Annotated in this window: 13 protein-coding genes; 3 read left to right on the top strand and 10 right to left on the bottom strand. The window is 62.0% G+C overall.

Annotated elements, in window-relative coordinates:
• Positions 1-15: 15 nt before the first annotated feature.
• Entirely contained in the window at positions 16-315 is a 300-nt protein-coding gene (locus DOM32_RS15315; protein ID WP_071232362.1) for a hypothetical protein, read from the top strand.
• 80 nt (positions 316-395) lie between these two features.
• Here DOM32_RS15315 and DOM32_RS15310 read toward each other — a convergent pair whose 3' ends face one another.
• From DOM32_RS15310 to DOM32_RS15285, 6 genes are all read right to left on the bottom strand, one after another.
• Complete coding sequence (locus tag DOM32_RS15310; RefSeq protein ID WP_110635982.1) at positions 396-887, bottom strand: YciE/YciF ferroxidase family protein; 492 nt, start codon at positions 885-887, stop codon at positions 396-398.
• A 485-nt stretch (positions 888-1,372) separates the two neighbouring features.
• On the bottom strand, positions 1,373-3,151 hold the full coding sequence (locus tag DOM32_RS15305) for an alkaline phosphatase family protein (protein WP_167400679.1): 1,779 nt from the start codon (positions 3,149-3,151) through the stop codon (positions 1,373-1,375).
• Positions 3,152-3,173: 22 nt separating this feature from the next.
• On the bottom strand, positions 3,174-4,322 hold the full coding sequence (locus tag DOM32_RS15300; RefSeq protein WP_110635977.1) for a mandelate racemase/muconate lactonizing enzyme family protein: 1,149 nt from the start codon (positions 4,320-4,322) through the stop codon (positions 3,174-3,176).
• Between the two features lie 60 nt (positions 4,323-4,382).
• A complete protein-coding gene (locus DOM32_RS15295; RefSeq protein ID WP_071232366.1) occupies positions 4,383-5,909 on the bottom strand; it encodes a tripartite tricarboxylate transporter permease in 1,527 nt (508 codons plus the stop codon).
• Between the two features lies 1 nt (position 5,910).
• Entirely contained in the window at positions 5,911-6,348 is a 438-nt protein-coding gene (locus DOM32_RS15290; protein WP_110635975.1) for a tripartite tricarboxylate transporter TctB family protein, read from the bottom strand.
• A gap of 50 nt (positions 6,349-6,398) precedes the next feature.
• Entirely contained in the window at positions 6,399-7,328 is a 930-nt protein-coding gene (locus tag DOM32_RS15285) for a Bug family tripartite tricarboxylate transporter substrate binding protein (protein WP_157957089.1), read from the bottom strand.
• A 605-nt stretch (positions 7,329-7,933) separates the two neighbouring features.
• On the opposite strand from DOM32_RS15285, the gene DOM32_RS15280 reads away from it, so the two are divergent.
• Positions 7,934-8,917, top strand: coding sequence for a LacI family DNA-binding transcriptional regulator (locus tag DOM32_RS15280; protein WP_110635969.1), 984 nt, complete (start codon positions 7,934-7,936; stop codon positions 8,915-8,917).
• A gap of 216 nt (positions 8,918-9,133) precedes the next feature.
• Entirely contained in the window at positions 9,134-11,269 is a 2,136-nt protein-coding gene (locus tag DOM32_RS15275; RefSeq protein WP_110635966.1) for a TonB-dependent siderophore receptor, read from the top strand.
• 174 nt (positions 11,270-11,443) lie between these two features.
• Here the strand turns inward: DOM32_RS15275 and treA are convergent, their stop codons facing one another.
• The 4 genes from treA to DOM32_RS15255 form a co-directional block, all read right to left on the bottom strand.
• Positions 11,444-13,102, bottom strand: a complete 1,659-nt coding sequence (gene treA / locus DOM32_RS15270) for an alpha,alpha-trehalase TreA (protein WP_157957088.1) — start codon at positions 13,100-13,102, stop codon at positions 11,444-11,446.
• A 187-nt stretch (positions 13,103-13,289) separates the two neighbouring features.
• Positions 13,290-14,552 carry a D-mannose isomerase gene (locus DOM32_RS15265; RefSeq protein ID WP_110635960.1) on the bottom strand — a complete coding sequence of 421 codons (1,263 nt, stop codon included), beginning with the start codon at positions 14,550-14,552 and terminating at the stop codon, positions 13,290-13,292.
• Between the two features lie 99 nt (positions 14,553-14,651).
• On the bottom strand, positions 14,652-15,515 hold the full coding sequence (locus tag DOM32_RS15260) for an SDR family oxidoreductase (RefSeq protein ID WP_110635957.1): 864 nt from the start codon (positions 15,513-15,515) through the stop codon (positions 14,652-14,654).
• A gap of 208 nt (positions 15,516-15,723) precedes the next feature.
• Complete coding sequence (locus DOM32_RS15255; RefSeq protein WP_071232374.1) at positions 15,724-16,419, bottom strand: VIT1/CCC1 transporter family protein; 696 nt, start codon at positions 16,417-16,419, stop codon at positions 15,724-15,726.
• Positions 16,420-16,529 lie beyond the last annotated feature (110 nt).

Raw genomic sequence — 16,529 nt, 5'->3', positions numbered from 1 at the left:
GTATAGGTTACCAACATGGAAAATGAACGTAGCGCTGTCTATGACGGCGAAAGTCGGTTGGTGGGTAATGTCATCAAGGAAAACGGTACGCAAAACGTATTGATGGAAACCGAGGAAGGCACCACTTACCGTATTCCGATGGAAAAGCTGACTCGCCATGACACGCACTGGGTCTTGAACGATCCGGTGGATCACTTTCCTGCCGTTCCTTCCGAGCAGGAAATGCAGGCCCGTGTGGACGACATGAGCGCGGACAGTTTCCCGGCGAGCGATCCACCCAGCTTTACGCCCGGCAAGCCGGATATCGAAAGATGATTTCTTTCGGATGGAAACCGCTTACTGAAACCTCAAAAAGGCCCTCGCCATGAGGGCCTAATCGATCCGGAACTCGAGACTTATCCCGCTTTCTGATTCACGTTCTGCTTGGCCAGCTTGGAGAGCTTGTCATCGGTGGCCTTCTCTTCCTTGAGCGTCTCGGCAAGGATATCTTTGGCTTCGGTATAACCGAGCTGCTCAGCCATTGCGCACAAGGTGCCATAGGCGGCAATTTCATAGTGCTCCACCTTTTGAGCCGCACCTATCAAGCCTGCGTCCAGAACGGGGCCTTTCTCCGCATTATCGATGAGCTCTTGAGACTCTTCGATCAGGCTCTCCATGACATAGCACTTGGTGCGCTTGATTCGAATATCAGGAATCGTATCCGCCACTTTCTCGAGCCGTTCCACCTGCCCGCGGGTTTCTTCAAGGTGTTTTTTGAAGGCTTCCACCAGCTGATCGTTATCGACGGCACGTGCCAGCTTGGGAAGTGCGCGAGTAATTTGCTTTTCTGCACTATTGACGTCAGAAAGCAAGTGAATAAAAAGATCGTTAGCGCTTTTAATGACCATATCGAAACTCCATTGGATTGACCAAACGGTTGCCATGACCGGTTTCACGAAGCGTTTGCGAAACTGACGACCAAAAGCTCACGCGTTCAGTTGATGCATTCCATGCTTTTCATTGTGCAATCGGCAATCGCCAAGCACGACCTAAAGGTAGCAGCCCCTGCCAGCCGGGAAATCCTCATATCATGTTTTTATGTAACCGATATGAGTCACTAGCAATGGATGCCACCGGCTAGCCGATGGATCAATGTATAGTCATAAAAGGGCAGAGTTTATCGACAAAAACTCCCATGGATTAATGTCGATAAACCCGGCTAACGAAAAGCAGCGTATACGCGGCCGGGTTGGTCAGGATTAACGATCATTATTGATCTCCATCAATCCTGCCCCCCGCGTAAAAACAGACCGGACGCAACGCGAAGCGTCTTTTCATCGCTCAACGCGAAACGCCTCTTCCTCCATGAACAGCCGTTACGCTCAGTGATGAATCAAGCCGGGGCCAGCAGCGCAGTCAACGGTTTGCCATCCAGCGAATCGGTGGGCAGGCCGAGCAGCCTGGCGAAGGTCGCCCCGGCGCTGTCCATGCGCTGGATGCCGCGAGCCGTATCGAATGGCAACTCGACACCGCCACGAATCCCCACGCCATGGAAAAACGCCACGCCGTGATTGGAAGCGAACGCGGTGCTGGCGGTAGGCACCTGCGGGCCGTGGTTGGCGCCGGGGGTAACGAGTTCGGCCACCGTATCGCCGCGTTCGTTGGTGCCCCAGACGAACCCGGGGGCGTAGGCGAACAGCACGTCACCCATCAGCTCGCCCCAGTAGCCCAGCGGGCTGGCATCCTGCTTCTTGAGTGCCAGCGCGACCACGTTGCGTTCGCCGCTTGTCGTCTCGACGTACCAGGTGGTCAGCGCCTTGAGGATGCGCGTCTGTACCCGCTCGATCTCGGCTGTCGGCACGAGATTGCGATTGACGAAGATCTCCAGTCCGCCACGCTCGTCCTTGAGAAACGCCTGGCTCGCGGCGACGTCGGGCTTGCCTTCGCCATCGATCGTGCACAGGTCGAATTCGGCCAACCGCCTGTGGATATCACAAAGGTGGCTATTGGGCACGTCGCCGTGATCGGAGGCGAGCACCACCACCGTGTCGTCGTCGCAACCGGCCAGCGCCCGGCCCACGGCGTCATCGAGAACCCGGTAGGAACGCCGGATCACCTCGAGATAGCGCGCGGCATCGTCGGCTGCGTAGAACTTCGATTCGGGATCGCATTGCGCCAGACAGGTGTGATGAGTCTCGTCGTTGAGCCGGAAGACCGTGGCAAAGAGCTGGAAGCCTTCTTCGTTGAGCAGCGTCAGGGCACTGTCGACCAGCCACTCGAGCTGATAGCGCCCTTCCTCGAAGCTGGTCTCGAAGTAGCGTGTATCCGGGTCGGCGGAGACCGCCCATTTGGAAATGAACGGGCCATGGCGCTCGATCAACCGCTGGGCCACCTCGGGTTGCCCGCTGGCGGACGCGGGCGCGGTCACCTGGGATTGCAGCAGATCGATTCTGCCGCTGGCGGCGTCGAAGTCGAGCAGCTTGAAGCGTATCGCCGTGCGCTTACCTTCGAGTTCGAGCGGCAGCCATTCGCTCCACTCGCCGACGCTCAGGCTGGCCTCGCCGTCCGCCAGGGTGAGCCGTAGACGTTCGCCGTTCGGGCTCAGCGTTACCGGCACGGGCTCGCCACGATGCGCGGGAATCAGCGCGACGAAGCCGTCACCCGCACGCTCGACGGCAAAGCGATTGTGCTTCTGGTGATGGGCCAGCGTGCCGGTGGGCGGCCACCCCAGGGCTTCGGTCTGGGGTGTATTGGTCCACTGATCGAGATGGGTGCTGTGCAGGCACGCCGGGGCGAGCTCCATCGGTGCCGGGCCGCTGCCGCTCCAGAACGGGGCGAAGCAGAGATCGTCGGAGCCTGTCGGTTTGAGGCTCTCGGGAAAATGCACCAGCGCCGCTCGTTGCCCCGCGGCGCTCATCAGCTCCAGCAGATGTTGCGTGCCGCTGGGCGGCAGTCGCTGGCCGACCCAGCTGGTGCCCGGCGCCTGGCCGGTCAGAAACGTCACGAAGTTGGTGTCGCCCCAGGTCGAGATGTAGGGCAGCAGCCGCGTCGAGCCGCCTTCGTCACGCAGGCGCTGGATGTTGGGCAGCACACCCTCGGCGCAGAAGCGCTCGACCAGCTCGGGGATCAAGCCGTCGACGCCCAACAGCAGGATTTTACGGTTCTGACTCATGTGACTCTCCTGTGGGCACGGCTTAGCGGATGGTGTAGTGATCGATGATCGAGCGGTCGATATCGACTCCCAGGCCGGGCTTGTCGAGTACCTCGACGCAGCCGTTGGCATTGAGCTGGAATTCGCCGCCGATCAACTCCTGACGGAACGGATGGGCGGACTGATCGTATTCGAGCATGGGTTCGTCGGGTGTCAGCGACAGCGGTTGCGGCGGAAGCGTGGCGATGAACTGCACCGCTGCCGCCAGCCCGATGCCGGTTCCCCAGACGTGGGGAATCAACGGTACGTGCCAGGCCTGAGCCATGGCGGCGATTTTCTGGCACTCGGTGAGACCGCCGGCGGCGCCGAGATCCGGCTGGATGACATCCAGCACGCCTTCGCTGATCAGGTCGCGATAGCCGATCTTGGTGTACTCGTTCTCGCCGGCAGCGATCCAGGTGCGGGAGATGCCCTTGAGCTCGCGATAGCCGTGACGATTTTCCGGGCTCAGCGGCTCCTCGAACAGATGCACCCGTGTCTCTTCGAGCTCCATCAGGATGCGCCGCGCCGCCGGCACACTGTAGGCGCAGTTGGCGTCCATCATCAGCGCGATGTCGTCACCCACCGCTTCGCGCACCGCGCGCATGTCGCGAATGTCCGCCTCGATACCGAAACCGGTCTTGAGCTTCATCGCCCGGTAGCCATTGGCCTGGTGACGCAGCGCCTCCTCGACCACCTCTTCGGGATACTTTCCGCCTTCGCGACGATAGAAGCCGGTGGCGTAAGGCCGGATCTCGTTGCGAAATGCGCCCCCCATCAGGCGATGAATCGGCTGGCCCAGCGCCTTGCCTGCGAGATCCCACAGCGCGATGTCGATCGCGGCAATGCCGAACAGCGCCGCCCCTTTCTGACCGTAGGGCCGGGTGTGGTTGTACATCGTCTCCCACAGCACTTCGCGGTCGAAGATCGAGCGGCCGATCACCAGCGGCTTGAGCGCATGCTCGACCATCGCCTGGGCGACCTGCGGCGGCTGCAACCCGTGATTGATGCATTCGCCCCAGCCCACCAGGCCGTCATCGGTATGAATTTCCACCAGCATTGCCGTGCGCTGATGCACCCAGCCCTGAGAGAAGGAGAAAGGCTGCTCCAGCGGCGCGGCCAGCACGTGGGTCTTGAGGTCAGTAATGATCATGGCAAGAAATCGCTCTGCGGGTAGTATCGGCGAAGGAAGAAAAATCGAAGGTGTCGATGCTCATGCGCGGCTACTCGAAGGCGATACGGGCTCGCGTCGGGCTGCGATCTTCGCCCGCCAATCGAGCACGCCCGCCACCGTCGTCCAGACCAGGAACAGCCCGATCAACGCGAACAGCGTCGTGGCGATGCCGCTATGGGTGAAGAACGAGAAGAAGTCGCCGCGCGAGATCAGAAGCCCCCGGCGTAGCGAGCTTTCCAGCTCCGGCCCCAGCACCATGCCAATGACCAGCGGCGCCAGCGGATAACCGCCGCGTCGCAGCACGTAGGCGAGAATGCCGGTCAGCGCCGCGACCACCAGATCCAGCGGATTACCGCGCACCGACACCGCGCCGATGAAGCTGAACATCACGATGCCACCCATCACGAAGCCCAGCGGCAGCTTGAACAGGTAGCGGAACAGGCCGATGGAGGGTTTGCTGAGAACCAGCATGGCCACGTTGACGATGATCAGCACCACGAACAGCGCATAGACCGTCTGCGCCTGGTCGACCATCAGACGAACGCCCGGCGTAATGCCGTGGATCACCATCGCGCCCATCATCATCGCCGTGACCACATCGCCGGGAATGCCCAGCGCCAGGGTGGGGATGAAGGCGCTGCCGGTCACCGCGTTGTTGGAAGATTCCGAGGCGATGATGCCGTCGGGCTCGCCCTTGCCCAGATTGGCCCGCCGCGGCGACAGCTTCTGGGCCGCGGCATAGCTGATGAAGGCCGCTGCTGCCGCCCCGGTGCCCGGCAGCGCGCCGACGAAGCTGCCGATGAACGAACCCCGCACCAGTTCGATCAGACGGCGGCCGATCTCGCGCAGGTTCGGGAAGCGCAGCCGCGCCTCGGGAATGGTCGTCGCCTCTTCGTCTCGCGCCGAGAAACGCACGAAAACTTCCGACAGCGCGAAGGCCCCCACCACCACCGGGATCAGATCCAGCCCGGAGCTGAGCGCGTAGGTGCCGAAGGTGAAGCGGTCGGCGCCAGTGATCGGGTCACTGCCCACCGTCGAGAAGAAGAAGCCCATCATCCCGCAGACCAGCCCCTTGAGCAGGCTGCCGCGGGAAATCCCGACGATGCACAGCATCGCCAGACAGACCAGCGCGAATACCTCGATCGAGCCGAAGTTGACGGCGAACTTGGCCAGCTGAGGGGCGCAGAAGATCAGCAGCACGCAAGAGAGCACGCCGCCGAAGAAGGAAGCAAAGGTGGCCCAGCCCAGCGCTTCGTCGACGCGGCCCTGCTGGGTCATCGGATAGCCATCGAAGGTGGTCGCCGCCGACTGCGGCGTGCCGGGGGTATTGATCAGAATCGCGGTGATCGAACCGCCATAGACCGAGCCGCAGTAGACGCCGATCAGCAGCGCCATGCTGGTAATGACATCCATGCCGAAGGTGAACGGCAGAAAGATCGTCAACCCGACCACCGACCCCAGCCCGGGCAGGCCGCCAATGATGATGCCTGCCCAGGTGCCGATCACGATGGCGAGCAGCGCCTGCCAGGTGAAGGCATCGTTGATTGCCGCCAGAATCACATCCATCTCAGATCACTCCATTCGTGAGCAGCGCCGGCAACCGGATCATCAGCACGTGGTGAAACAGGAACCACAAACCGCCACCGATCACGATCGTGCCCAGCAGCAGCGGCAATGGCCGCCGGATACGAAACAGCCATAGCGTCAACGCCACCAACGGCAACGCCGGGATCAGAAAGCCGAGACTCGCCGTGGCAATCGCCGCGATCAATACCGCCGCCATCAACAGCGGCAGAGGCGTCAGCGTCACGCGTTTCACCGGGACGCGGCGGATCAACTCGCCGATCAGGATCGCCAGCGCCACTACGCACCAGATCGTCAGCACGATGCGGGGGACCAGCATGGCGCTTGCCGGCCCCTGCCACGCGGTGATCGAAAGACCGGCGCCAGCCAGCAACAGGGCCAGCGCGGTCAATACTCGAGGATGGATCAAGAATGCGAACATGGGACCGCGGCTCCTGAGAAATCGAGAGAACAAGAGGTCGAAAGAACGGGTTACGGCGTCAGGCCAGCGTCCTTGAGCACCTGCTTGTTGGCCGCGAAGCGCTTTTGCACGAACGCCTTGAACTCATCCGGTCCGAGATAGGCGATATCCGCCTTGGCCTTGTCGGCGAATGACTTGAACTTGTCCGATTCCACCGTCGCCTTGCACGCCTCGGCATACTGCTGAGTGCGCTCCTCGGAAATTCCCTTGGGCGCGACGACGCCCTGCCAGACGGCGAAGTCCATCTCCGCCAGGCCGAGTTCCTGCATCGTCGGCACGTCGGGATAACCCTCTACTCGGTTCTCTGCAAAGACCGCCAACGGGCGCAGGTCGTAGTTTTCGAGGATGGTCTCGGTATCGGCCATGATCTGGATCTCGTTGCCGGCAAGCGCATTCATCGCCGGGCCGGAACCGCTGTAGGGCACGTGCTCCGCCTTGAGATCGCTGTTGACCGTCAATGCCGCCATGGCCAGATGCGGCAACGTGCCGGGGCCGGAAGAGCCATACAGGAAGGGGTACTCCTGCGACTCCTCGACCAGTTGCTTGAACGACTCGATATCGGAAGACTTCGAGACCATCAGGAACATCGGGTTGGAAACGGTGCGGCAGATATAGGTGAAGCTGTCCGGGCCGTAGGGCAGCTTCTTCAGCGAGGGCTGGATCGACAGCGCACCGGCGGGTTCATAGCCGATGATGTTGGGATTGCCTTCGCTATTGGCGACCTCCGCCGTACCGACCGTGGCGCTGGCGCCAGCGACGTTACGTACCACCGAGGTGACGCCCAGCTGCTGCGAGAAGATCGGCTCGAAGCTGCGCGCGACGATGTCGGTGGCGCCACCCGCCGCGAACGGCACGATGATGTCCAGGTTGTCGGCGGCCACCGCCGAATGGGTCGCGCCGATCAGCGCGAGGGCGGCCAGCGAATAACGCAATGATGTCATGGTTAGCTCCATTTTTCGTAGCGCTGCGAAAACGGCGGAAAACAGAACGCTTGGCTGTCGTCACCAGACTTTTGGGCGCTCTTTCCGATCTGATTCGAACTCTTGCTCTCGCCTAAGCCTTTGGGCGAATAACGGATGCCCGCCGAGATAGACTAGAATCGTAGCGCTACGATTTTCGTCGGACAATCGCTGCCAATCGTCCATTCGTCGTAGCCTTAGACCAAAGGACAAGTCTCCGCGTCGACGCGGCAGAGCGTCGCTTCAGCCCGGACCGCAGCCGGCGAGAAAGGCGAAGCCTCAGCGTGGACTGGATACACTAGCTCTGTCTGAAAAGTCGACGAGCGATAGCCAGACAAGGCAAAAATCGGCGAAAAAGCGGAGTTTACGCGGAGTAAATGAGCATTTTGAGTCGATTTTTAACGCCGTATGGGTGAGCGCAGACATTTTTCAGACAAAGCGTAGCGAACGGCATCGACACGAAAGCACAAGACATTCATACGTTTATCAGCGAGACGCCGGGTGCGAGGACCGACACAACCTGGTGATCGCGAAGGAAGGGGCCAGAAGCCGTGGCAAGAAGCAGACGCAGTTCACAGCGAGTGACCATGGGCGAAGTCGCCCAGTTGGCCAACGTTTCGCCGAGCACGGTATCGCTCTACCTGCGTCGTCCCGATGAGGTCTCCCCCCGGCGTGCCGAGAAGATCCAGTCGGCCATCGACCGCCTGGGCTATCTGCCGAATACCATGGCTGGCGGGCTGGCCTCGTCGCGCTCCAATGTGATCGGCGTGCTGGTGCCGACCATCACCAACTCGTTCTTCTCGGAAACGCTCGAGACGCTGGAGCGCCATCTGCGTAGCGTCGGTTATCAGCTGTTGATCGGCAATACCGAGTTCGACGACTCCCGGGAAGAGGAACTGATCCGGTCGATTCTGAGCTGGAACCCCGCCGGCCTGGTGCTGACCGGCTTTCTGCACAACCGCAAGTCGCTGTCGGTGCTCGCCAGCAACGACACGCCCATCGTCGAAATGTGGGATTACGGCCAGCCGGGGCTGGATATGGTCGTGGGCTTTTCGCATCACACCTGTGGCCGCCTGGTGGCCGAACACATGTTGCGCCAGGGCCGGCGCCGAATGGCCTTCGTCAGCACCAACTTCCAGCGTGACGTGCGCGCCCGCGACCGCTATCACGGCTTTCGAGACGCGGTCGAAGCTGCCGGCGGCACCGTCGAGCTGCGCGAGCTGAGCGGACGCAGCCATGCCGAGGAGACCGGCCATCTGACACAGGCATTGATGCAGGCCCACCCCGAGATAGAAGCCATCGGCTGCTCCAACGACATGGTGGCGCTTGGCGTACTGTGCGAATGCCAGCGCCAGGGCTGGGAGATCCCCGGCCGGCTCGCCCTCGCCGGCTTCGGCAACCTGGACTTCACCACCAGCACCGTCCCGCCGCTGACCACCGTCGAGCCACCGCGCCGGGAAATCGGCCAGCACACCGCCCGACTGCTGCTGTCACGCCTCAGGGGGGAACTGCCGGAAAGCGATAAACGGCTGGACCTGGGGGTGAGGCTGGTGGAGCGGGAGAGCGCATGACGATCCGGGGTGTGAGGCAACATGGTGGATCGACGCCTTACGCGGCAGTGGCTGCGCAAGATTCTACAGCATCGCATAGCCAATCATGAACGCGAATGAAATTGAGAAGAATTATCATTATTGACTGACAGGTGTGTCCTCCGGATAATCCTCGAGCCCGCCATAAAAAAACCGCGGGCATATAAGAAGAGATCATTCACTTTCGGGGACACCACGATGAGCGGTCGCAATCGCACGATCGTGAGCCGCGAGAAACCGTCATGGTGTCATCACACCACCACGGCGATTCTCTGCGGTTCAGCACTATTCACCATTCCCGCGCTCGGAAACGCGCAGCAGACAGGGAGCGACGATGGGGCGTACCGCCTATCTCCCGTTATCGTCAACGCTCAGGCAGCGCCTGACGACGACGCCGATACCGTCGTGGCGCGGGAGCTGTGGGTAGGCGGGAAGGTCGCTACCAGCATTCAGGACACGCCCGCTTCCGTCTCGGTGATTACCCAGAAAGAGATCGAGCAGCGCGACGCCCAGACTACCGAGGAGGTTCTGCAATACACCCCCGGGGTCATCACCGACTATTACGGTACCGATGACCGCAACGACTATTTCCAGATTCGCGGCTTTCAGGCCACGACCTATCGCGACGGGATGACGCTGGGCTCCATGCGTGGCGTGCGTGAAGATCCATACGCCTACGAGCGCATCGAGGTGCTGCGCGGCTCGAACTCGACGCTGTTCGGCCCCGCCGACCCGGGCGGATCGGTCAACTTCGTCAGCAAGCGACCACGATTCGAGCGCTTCGGCAACGGCTTTCTCTCCTACGGATCGTTCGATCACAAGGAAGCCGGCATCGATGTCGGCGATGTCCTGGATTCCGACCAGACACTGGCCTATCGCTTCACCGGAAAGATTCAGGACAGCGACCGAGAGTACGATCACTCGAAGGATAACAGTGGTCTTTTGATGGGCGGCCTGACGTGGGAACCGACGGATCAAACCACGGCAACGCTGATCGTCGACTATCTCAACCGAGACGACACGCCCAATAGCGGCGGCTATCCGCTCGACCGAGAGTATGACCGCGACGACTTCTTCGGCGAGCCCGGCTTCAACGATCAAGACGTCGATCGCACCAGCATCACCGGCCAGCTGCGCCACGACTTCGAAAACGGCCTGACGCTGAGCACGAACCTGCGTTATAGCGATCTCAAGGATGACTTTCAGTACGTCTATATCAACGATGTCGCTGTGCGCACCAGCACGGTGGTGAACCGAGACTATTTCGGTACCGATACCGAAGCTCACGAGTTCATCGGCAATACCATCCTGCAGTACGATGCCAGCTTCGGCGAGATCGACAGCAGCACCCTCGGTGGTATTGAGTACCGCGACGCCTCGACTGATAGCCAGTCGATCTACGGGAATGCGGAACCCATCGATATCACCAACCCGGTTTATAGTGGCGGTCCCGAAGACCTGACGCCCTACCGGTACGAAAACCAGGATTACCAGACTCGTTCGGTCTTCCTGACGCAAAATCTCTCTTTCTATGATCGCTTCGTGGTCAGCGCCGGCGTACGCAACGACTCGATGGATCTCTCGAGCGAGGGGGAATCCTACGGCGCCGCTTTCGACGACAGCGACGATTTCTCGGAGACCACCGTGCGTGGCGCACTGACCTATATCGTCAACGACGAACTCTCCACTTACGTCAGCTACGTAGAGTCGGTCGCACCGCCCACCATTGGCGTCACGCCGGAGCGCGGCAAGCAGCAGGAGATCGGTCTGAAATACTCGCCCGACGGGATGAACGCCCAGTTTTCTGCGGCGATCTACAACCTGGAAAGAGACGACGTGACCATCGCCGTAGTGCAGGACAATGGCGCCATCGACCAGCAAACCATCGGAACGTCCCGGGCGCGCGGTCTCGATCTCGAGGCCAAAGCCGAGCTGACCGATAATCTGAGCATCGTCGGCGGTTACTCCTATCTGGATACGGAGGTCGAAGAGGGCACGCTGCGTGATGGCACCTCGATCGAGGGCAACGATTTCGCCATCGCTCCGAAACACACCGCGATGCTCTGGGGTTACTACACGCTGCCGGGCGAGAAGATGAGCGTCGGTCTGGGCGCCCGCTACACCGATGGCTACTACTTCGATGCCGCCAATACCTCGAAGAGCGATTCGGCAACGCTGTTCGACGCCGCCTTCGACTATCGGATCGTCCAGAACACCGACTTCACGATCAACGTCAGCAATATCTTCGACGAGCAGCACGTCGTCGGCTCCGGCACGGCCAACTACTACAACCCGGGCCGCGAGATTCGGGCGAAAGTCAGCTACCACTGGTAACGCCAACGATAGCGTTTTAACGTTCTCGAGCGGTCGAGATCGCTCGGGGGGAGTGCTCGTACTTCTACCGTATACGTCGCCTTCGGATTTCCAGTTATAGCGACGCTGCAGAGCGTGCTGACACACAAAACGGCCGGACCTTGTGGCCCGGCCGTCTTCAATGGCGAGACTTGGCTACTGGCTGGCTTGCGACGGATAGCGGTGCATCAGATCCAGCAGGACGCCGTTGGTCCAGCCGAACCCGTCGACGACATCATATTCACCGCCGCCGCCCACGGCGGGGTCGACCACGTCGTATTTTTCGACCAGCTTGCCGGTCTGTTGGTAGACCGCGCGATTGGTTTCGATCCAGCGCCGGGCGATGGTTTCGGCCAGGTCGTCGTGTCCGTAGCGGTCGAGACCGGAAACCGCCAGCCACTGCAGCGGCGCCCAGCCATTGGGCGCATCCCACTGTTCGCCGGTGTTATGCATGGTGGTGACCATGCCCCCGGCGCGCAGCAGCTCGCGCCGCACCGTCTCGGCCGTGGCATCGGCCTTGGCCGGGTCGGCAACGCCAAACGCCAGCGGATAGACCATGGCCGCTGAAATCGCGTTGGTCAGATGCCCCTCCCGCCAGTCGTAATCGGTGTAGTAACCCCCGTCAGGTTGCCAGAAGACCCGGTTGATCGCGCTTCGACGCTGTTCGGCCAGCGCCTCGAAGCGTGCCGCCTGGGAGTCATCGCCCTGGACCCGCCACGCGTGCGCCAGGGTGCGTTCGAGCTGGTACAGCAGCGCGTTGAGATCCACCGGCAGGATATCGCGGGTTTCGATGGTGGTCTGGTGCTGGCCATCGGCCATCCAGCGCGAGCTGAAGTCCCAGCCACTTTCGGCAGCGGCTCGTAGATGGCCGTACAGTTCGGGAGCCGGCCGGTCGCTACGCGCGGCCAGCTCGCGTTCGGCGGCGTAGGCTTCCGGCCGGGGCCAGTTCTCGCTTCCGTGATAGCGATTGAGCAAGGTGCCGTCGGCCAGTCGAACCACGTGCTCACGTACCTCGCCGGGGCCGATTTCATCGGCGCCGCGCATCCAATAGTCGTGTTCCCGCATCAATTCGGGCAGATAGCGGCGATAGACGGCTTCTCCGTCATGCTCCGCCAGCAGCGCTACCATCGGAGCGAAGAACGGCGGCTGGCTACGCGTCAGAAAATAGGTCCGCGTACCGTTGGGCACGAACCCGTAGGTGTCGATCAGCCAGGCGAAGTTGTCGACCATGTCGCGCACCAGGTCGAAGCGGTCGCTGCGCGCCAGGCCCAACATGGTGAAGTAGCTGTCCCAATAGAACATCTCATTGAAGCGCCCGCCCGGCACCACGTAGGGCTCGGGCAGCGAGACCAGACTGCTCCAGGGGCCTTCGTCGGTATCCGCTGGGTCCCGTGTCAGATAGGGCCACAGGTTGACGACGTGGGTCTCGATCGAGGTATCGGCCGCCTCGCTAAGGCGCGTTTCGTTCTCTGGACGCGGATCGAAGTTGGCATCGACGAAGGCTTGCAACCGGGCCTTGTCGATTTCCCCTTCCTGCTGCTGCAGCCGTTCGAAGTCGGCCACAATAGCCGCGGGGTCGCGCTTGGGCACCAGATCGACCACCGACTTCCCATCCGGATAGAGCTGCGCCATGGCGACGGCCTTCATCACCGGCCCCCAGGTACGATCCGGGGACTGCCTGGCGGTCTTGGCAGGCGCCTCTTGCACCGGTTCCCGCTCGATGCCCTGCGTGCCGCAGCCGCCCAGCAGCAGCGCTGTCAGCAGTAACGTGGTCCACCCCAGCCTCATCTGCCGATAATTCCCAAGCCATTCCATTGTCGTTCTCCTCACGGCCATGTGTCGGAAGTCAGTGTCGGAAGTCATAGCTAGCCAGACTTCAGCGACGAAGCCCATGCCGCTTTCGAGGTATGGCGTCTGTACGAATGACAAACGCCCCGATCATGAATCGAGGCGTTTCCGAGAGTGGAGATTCGAATATCCCCAGGGGTTACAACGCTCCGTGTTACAACGCTCCGTCGGCGATGGCTCTGGCCATGGTGGGAGACAGCGGCAATCTGGGCAGCAGCGTTGCCTGATAGGCATGATAGAGATCCGCCTTGCCGCTCCAGATTTCGCTGGATGGGTTGTTGTGGCGGTCGAGTTCCTGCCACCAGCTGCCCCGTTCGCGATCGATCAGAAAACGATCGATGTAATCCCAGAAACGGCGATACCAGGTTTCGTAGGTTGCGTCGCCGGTACGCTTGAGCAGCGCCGCGGCCGTGGCGGCGGCTTCGGCCAGCGTCCAGTGCATGCGCTCGTGAACCACCGGCTGGTTTTTCCAGTCGTGAGTGTAAATGAGCCCTGGCTCGCCATCGACGTTCCACGCCAGCTCGGTCGCGCTATGGAACAGCCCCTGCGCATCCTCCAGCAGCCAGCCCGGCGCCGCTTCGCCATGGCGCAGCAGCCCGCCTTCGAGATGCAACATCAGCCGCGCCCATTCGAAGGCGTGACCAGGCGTGGCGCCGTAGGGTCGGAACTGATCCTTGGGCGTTTCCTGGTTGTAGTCGCGCCATTCGTTCCACTCGCTGTCGAAGTGCTCGACGACACGATAGTCGTTGGGCCTGGCGTGGGCGTGAATGATCCTGTCGACGATGGAGAGCGCCCGCGCCCGCCACTTCGGCTCGTCGAGAACGTCGGCGAGTTGCAGGAAGGCCTCGGTCGAGTGCATGTTGCTGTTGCCGCCGCGATACGCCTCGTCTTCGCGCCAGTCGCGGGAAAACCCCTCGCGCATGCGCCCTTCGTCTTCGGACCAGAACCGGGTTTCGATCACGTCGATGATATCGTCCAGCAGCGGCTTGGCGTCTTCGTTGCCGGCTTGCCAGGCGCTGGCCGCCGCCAGCGCGACGAAGGCGTGAATGTAGGCTTGCTTGGTCTGCGTTTCGCCCGCCTTGGGCCGTTCGCCATACCAGCCGCCGTGCTCATCGTCGTGCAACCCACCTCTCAATGCCGCGACGCCGTGTGCCACCAGCGGTGCCATGCCGGGCTCGCCACGCATGGCGGCCAGCGCGAAACAGTGCGTCATGCGGGCAGTGATCATGGTGTCGGGGTTGGCATCCGCCGGCAGTCGTCCGTCTTCGTCCAGCGCCGCAAAACCGCACTCGGCATGGCGCGAGGCACGATAGAACGCCAGCAGGCGCTGGCCTTCGCACTCCAGCCAGTGATGATGCGCCGGCCGATCCAGCCAGCTGTCCTGACGTGGCGGCAAATTGTGAGTCGTACCTGGCATGTTCGGGGCCTCCTTTTGCCCGAGAATTGCTGTTGGTGCTCGAAGACCCTGGGCGATTCCCGAGCAGGGCTCCATGACTTTCGCTCTCTTGGTGACCGATCAACCGTTGACGATCATGCCGCCGTTGGGGTGTAGCGTCTGGCCGCTGATGAAGGACGCGTCCAGCGATGCCAGAAAGACATAGCACGGCCCCAGCTCGGACGGCTGCGCGGCCCGCCCCATCGGCGTGTCGGAACCGAAATCTTCCAGCATCTGCGGATCGTGGGCACCCAGGGTGGCGGGTTGCAGCGGCGTCCACACCGGGCCGGGCGCCACCGCATTGACCCGAATGCCGCGCGCCACTACCTGATTGGAGAGCGAACGGGTGAAGCTGATGATCGCGCCCTTGGTGGCGGTGTAGTCGACCAGGAAATCGGGCCCGATATACGCATTGACCGAAGCGGTGTTGATGATCGAATCATCTTCTCCCAGGTACGGCAATGCCGCCTTGGTCAAATAGAACATGCCGTGAATGTTGGTGGCGAAGGTCTGTTCCCACTGGTCATCGTCGAGCTCGGTGAGATCGGTGCACACCTGCTGGGTGCCGGCGTTGTTGACCAGAATGTTGAGCCCGCCGAAGGTGTCGACGACCTGCTGGAGCGCCGAGCGACAGAACGCGGCATCGCGAATGTCACCGGCAATCGACAGGCAGCGCCGCCCTTCCGCCTCGATCAGCCGCTGCGTCTCTCTGGCGTCCTCGTCCTCGCTGAGATACATGATCGCGACGTCGGCACCCTCGCGAGCAAAGTGGATCGCCGCGGAGCGGCCGATGCCGCTGTCGGCGCCGGTAATCAGAGCGATCCTGCCCTCCAGCTTGCCGCTGCCGCGATAGCCCGGCCGGATGAACTCCGCCGGTGGCTGCATCAAGCCTTCCTTGCCGGGTAGTGACTGTTGTTGCGCGTGGATTTCGGTCTTCTTGACCATCTGGGCCGCTCCTTGGCTTCGGGTTGGATACACTGACTGAATCGAGTCATCCGCGATGCAGAGCGAACGCGAGAGCGATTGCCCATGAGCGTAGCTTTACTGCGCGACGCTATCAGTCTTAGTTGAGCGCTGTTCTCTCGACAAGCCGAGCGCGATCGGAACAGGCAGCAAGCCAGACACGACCGGAACAGGCCGAACGCGAACCCGATCAAGTGCCGACGACGCCGAACACCCAACCGACCCCGGCCGTGGCGGCCATGGCCAGCACACCCCACACGACCACTCGGACGACAGCGACCCGCACGCGTGAACCGCCCACTTTGGCCGACAGGATCCCCAGCAGGCCGAGTGCCAGTAGCGAACCGATGGCGACGACCAGCGCGATCCCCTGACGAGGCGCCAGCAGCGAGGCGACGATCGGCAGCGCGGCACCGGCGAGAAAGGTCAGCGCCGAGGCCACCGCCGCTTGTAGAGGCCGCGCTTCGTTGACATGGCTGAAACCGAGTTCATCACGCGCATGGGCCGCCAGCGCGTCGTGGTGCATCAGCTTCTCGGCGACCTCCTGCGACAGCGTGGAAGAGAGACCCCGCGCCTCGTAGATTTCCGCCAGCTCACGGGTTTCGGACTCGTAGTTGGCAGCCAGCTCACGACGTTCACGTGCCAGGTCGGCGCGCTCGGTGTCCTTCTGCGAGCTGACCGAGACGTACTCGCCCGCGGCCATCGACATCGCCCCGGCCACCGCCCCGGCCGCCCCGGCGGTCAGCACGCCAGCCAGCGTCGCGCCCGCCGTCGCCATGCCGATGACCAGGCTGGCGGTGGAAACGATGCCGTCGTTGGCGCCCAACACCGCCGCTCGCAGCCAGCCCACACGATCCGAGTAGTGACGTTCCTTGGGTATGGACATCCCTGGCTCCTGCCCCGGCTCCCATTTCATGACGCCTCCCCCGCTTGCAGGCCCAGTGCAGCCCGGTGCTCGTCGTCTTTCTCTCCTCTCATCCTAGGCTAAGCCAACGG

This window comes from Salinicola salarius, assembly GCF_003206135.1.
GTDB lineage: Bacteria > Pseudomonadota > Gammaproteobacteria > Pseudomonadales > Halomonadaceae > Salinicola > Salinicola salarius.
This window is presented reverse-complemented; position numbering and strand designations above follow the sequence as displayed.

Bases quoted from the DNA above. Each gene is read 5' to 3' on its own strand.
- DOM32_RS15315 (WP_071232362.1), top strand. From the start codon at position 16: ATGGAAAATGAACGTAGCGCTGTCTATGACGGCGAAAGTCGGTTGGTG.
- DOM32_RS15310 (WP_110635982.1), bottom strand. From the start codon at position 887: ATGGTCATTAAAAGCGCTAACGATCTTTTTATTCACTTGCTTTCTGAC.
- DOM32_RS15305 (WP_167400679.1), bottom strand. From the start codon at position 3,151: ATGAGTCAGAACCGTAAAATCCTGCTGTTGGGCGTCGACGGCTTGATC.
- DOM32_RS15300 (WP_110635977.1), bottom strand. From the start codon at position 4,322: ATGATCATTACTGACCTCAAGACCCACGTGCTGGCCGCGCCGCTGGAG.
- DOM32_RS15295 (WP_071232366.1), bottom strand. From the start codon at position 5,909: ATGGATGTGATTCTGGCGGCAATCAACGATGCCTTCACCTGGCAGGCG.
- DOM32_RS15290 (WP_110635975.1), bottom strand. From the start codon at position 6,348: ATGTTCGCATTCTTGATCCATCCTCGAGTATTGACCGCGCTGGCCCTG.
- DOM32_RS15285 (WP_157957089.1), bottom strand. From the start codon at position 7,328: ATGACATCATTGCGTTATTCGCTGGCCGCCCTCGCGCTGATCGGCGCG.
- DOM32_RS15280 (WP_110635969.1), top strand. From the start codon at position 7,934: ATGGGCGAAGTCGCCCAGTTGGCCAACGTTTCGCCGAGCACGGTATCG.
- DOM32_RS15275 (WP_110635966.1), top strand. From the start codon at position 9,134: ATGAGCGGTCGCAATCGCACGATCGTGAGCCGCGAGAAACCGTCATGG.
- treA (WP_157957088.1), bottom strand. From the start codon at position 13,102: ATGGAATGGCTTGGGAATTATCGGCAGATGAGGCTGGGGTGGACCACG.
- DOM32_RS15265 (WP_110635960.1), bottom strand. From the start codon at position 14,552: ATGCCAGGTACGACTCACAATTTGCCGCCACGTCAGGACAGCTGGCTG.
- DOM32_RS15260 (WP_110635957.1), bottom strand. From the start codon at position 15,515: ATGGTCAAGAAGACCGAAATCCACGCGCAACAACAGTCACTACCCGGC.
- DOM32_RS15255 (WP_071232374.1), bottom strand. From the start codon at position 16,419: ATGTCCATACCCAAGGAACGTCACTACTCGGATCGTGTGGGCTGGCTG.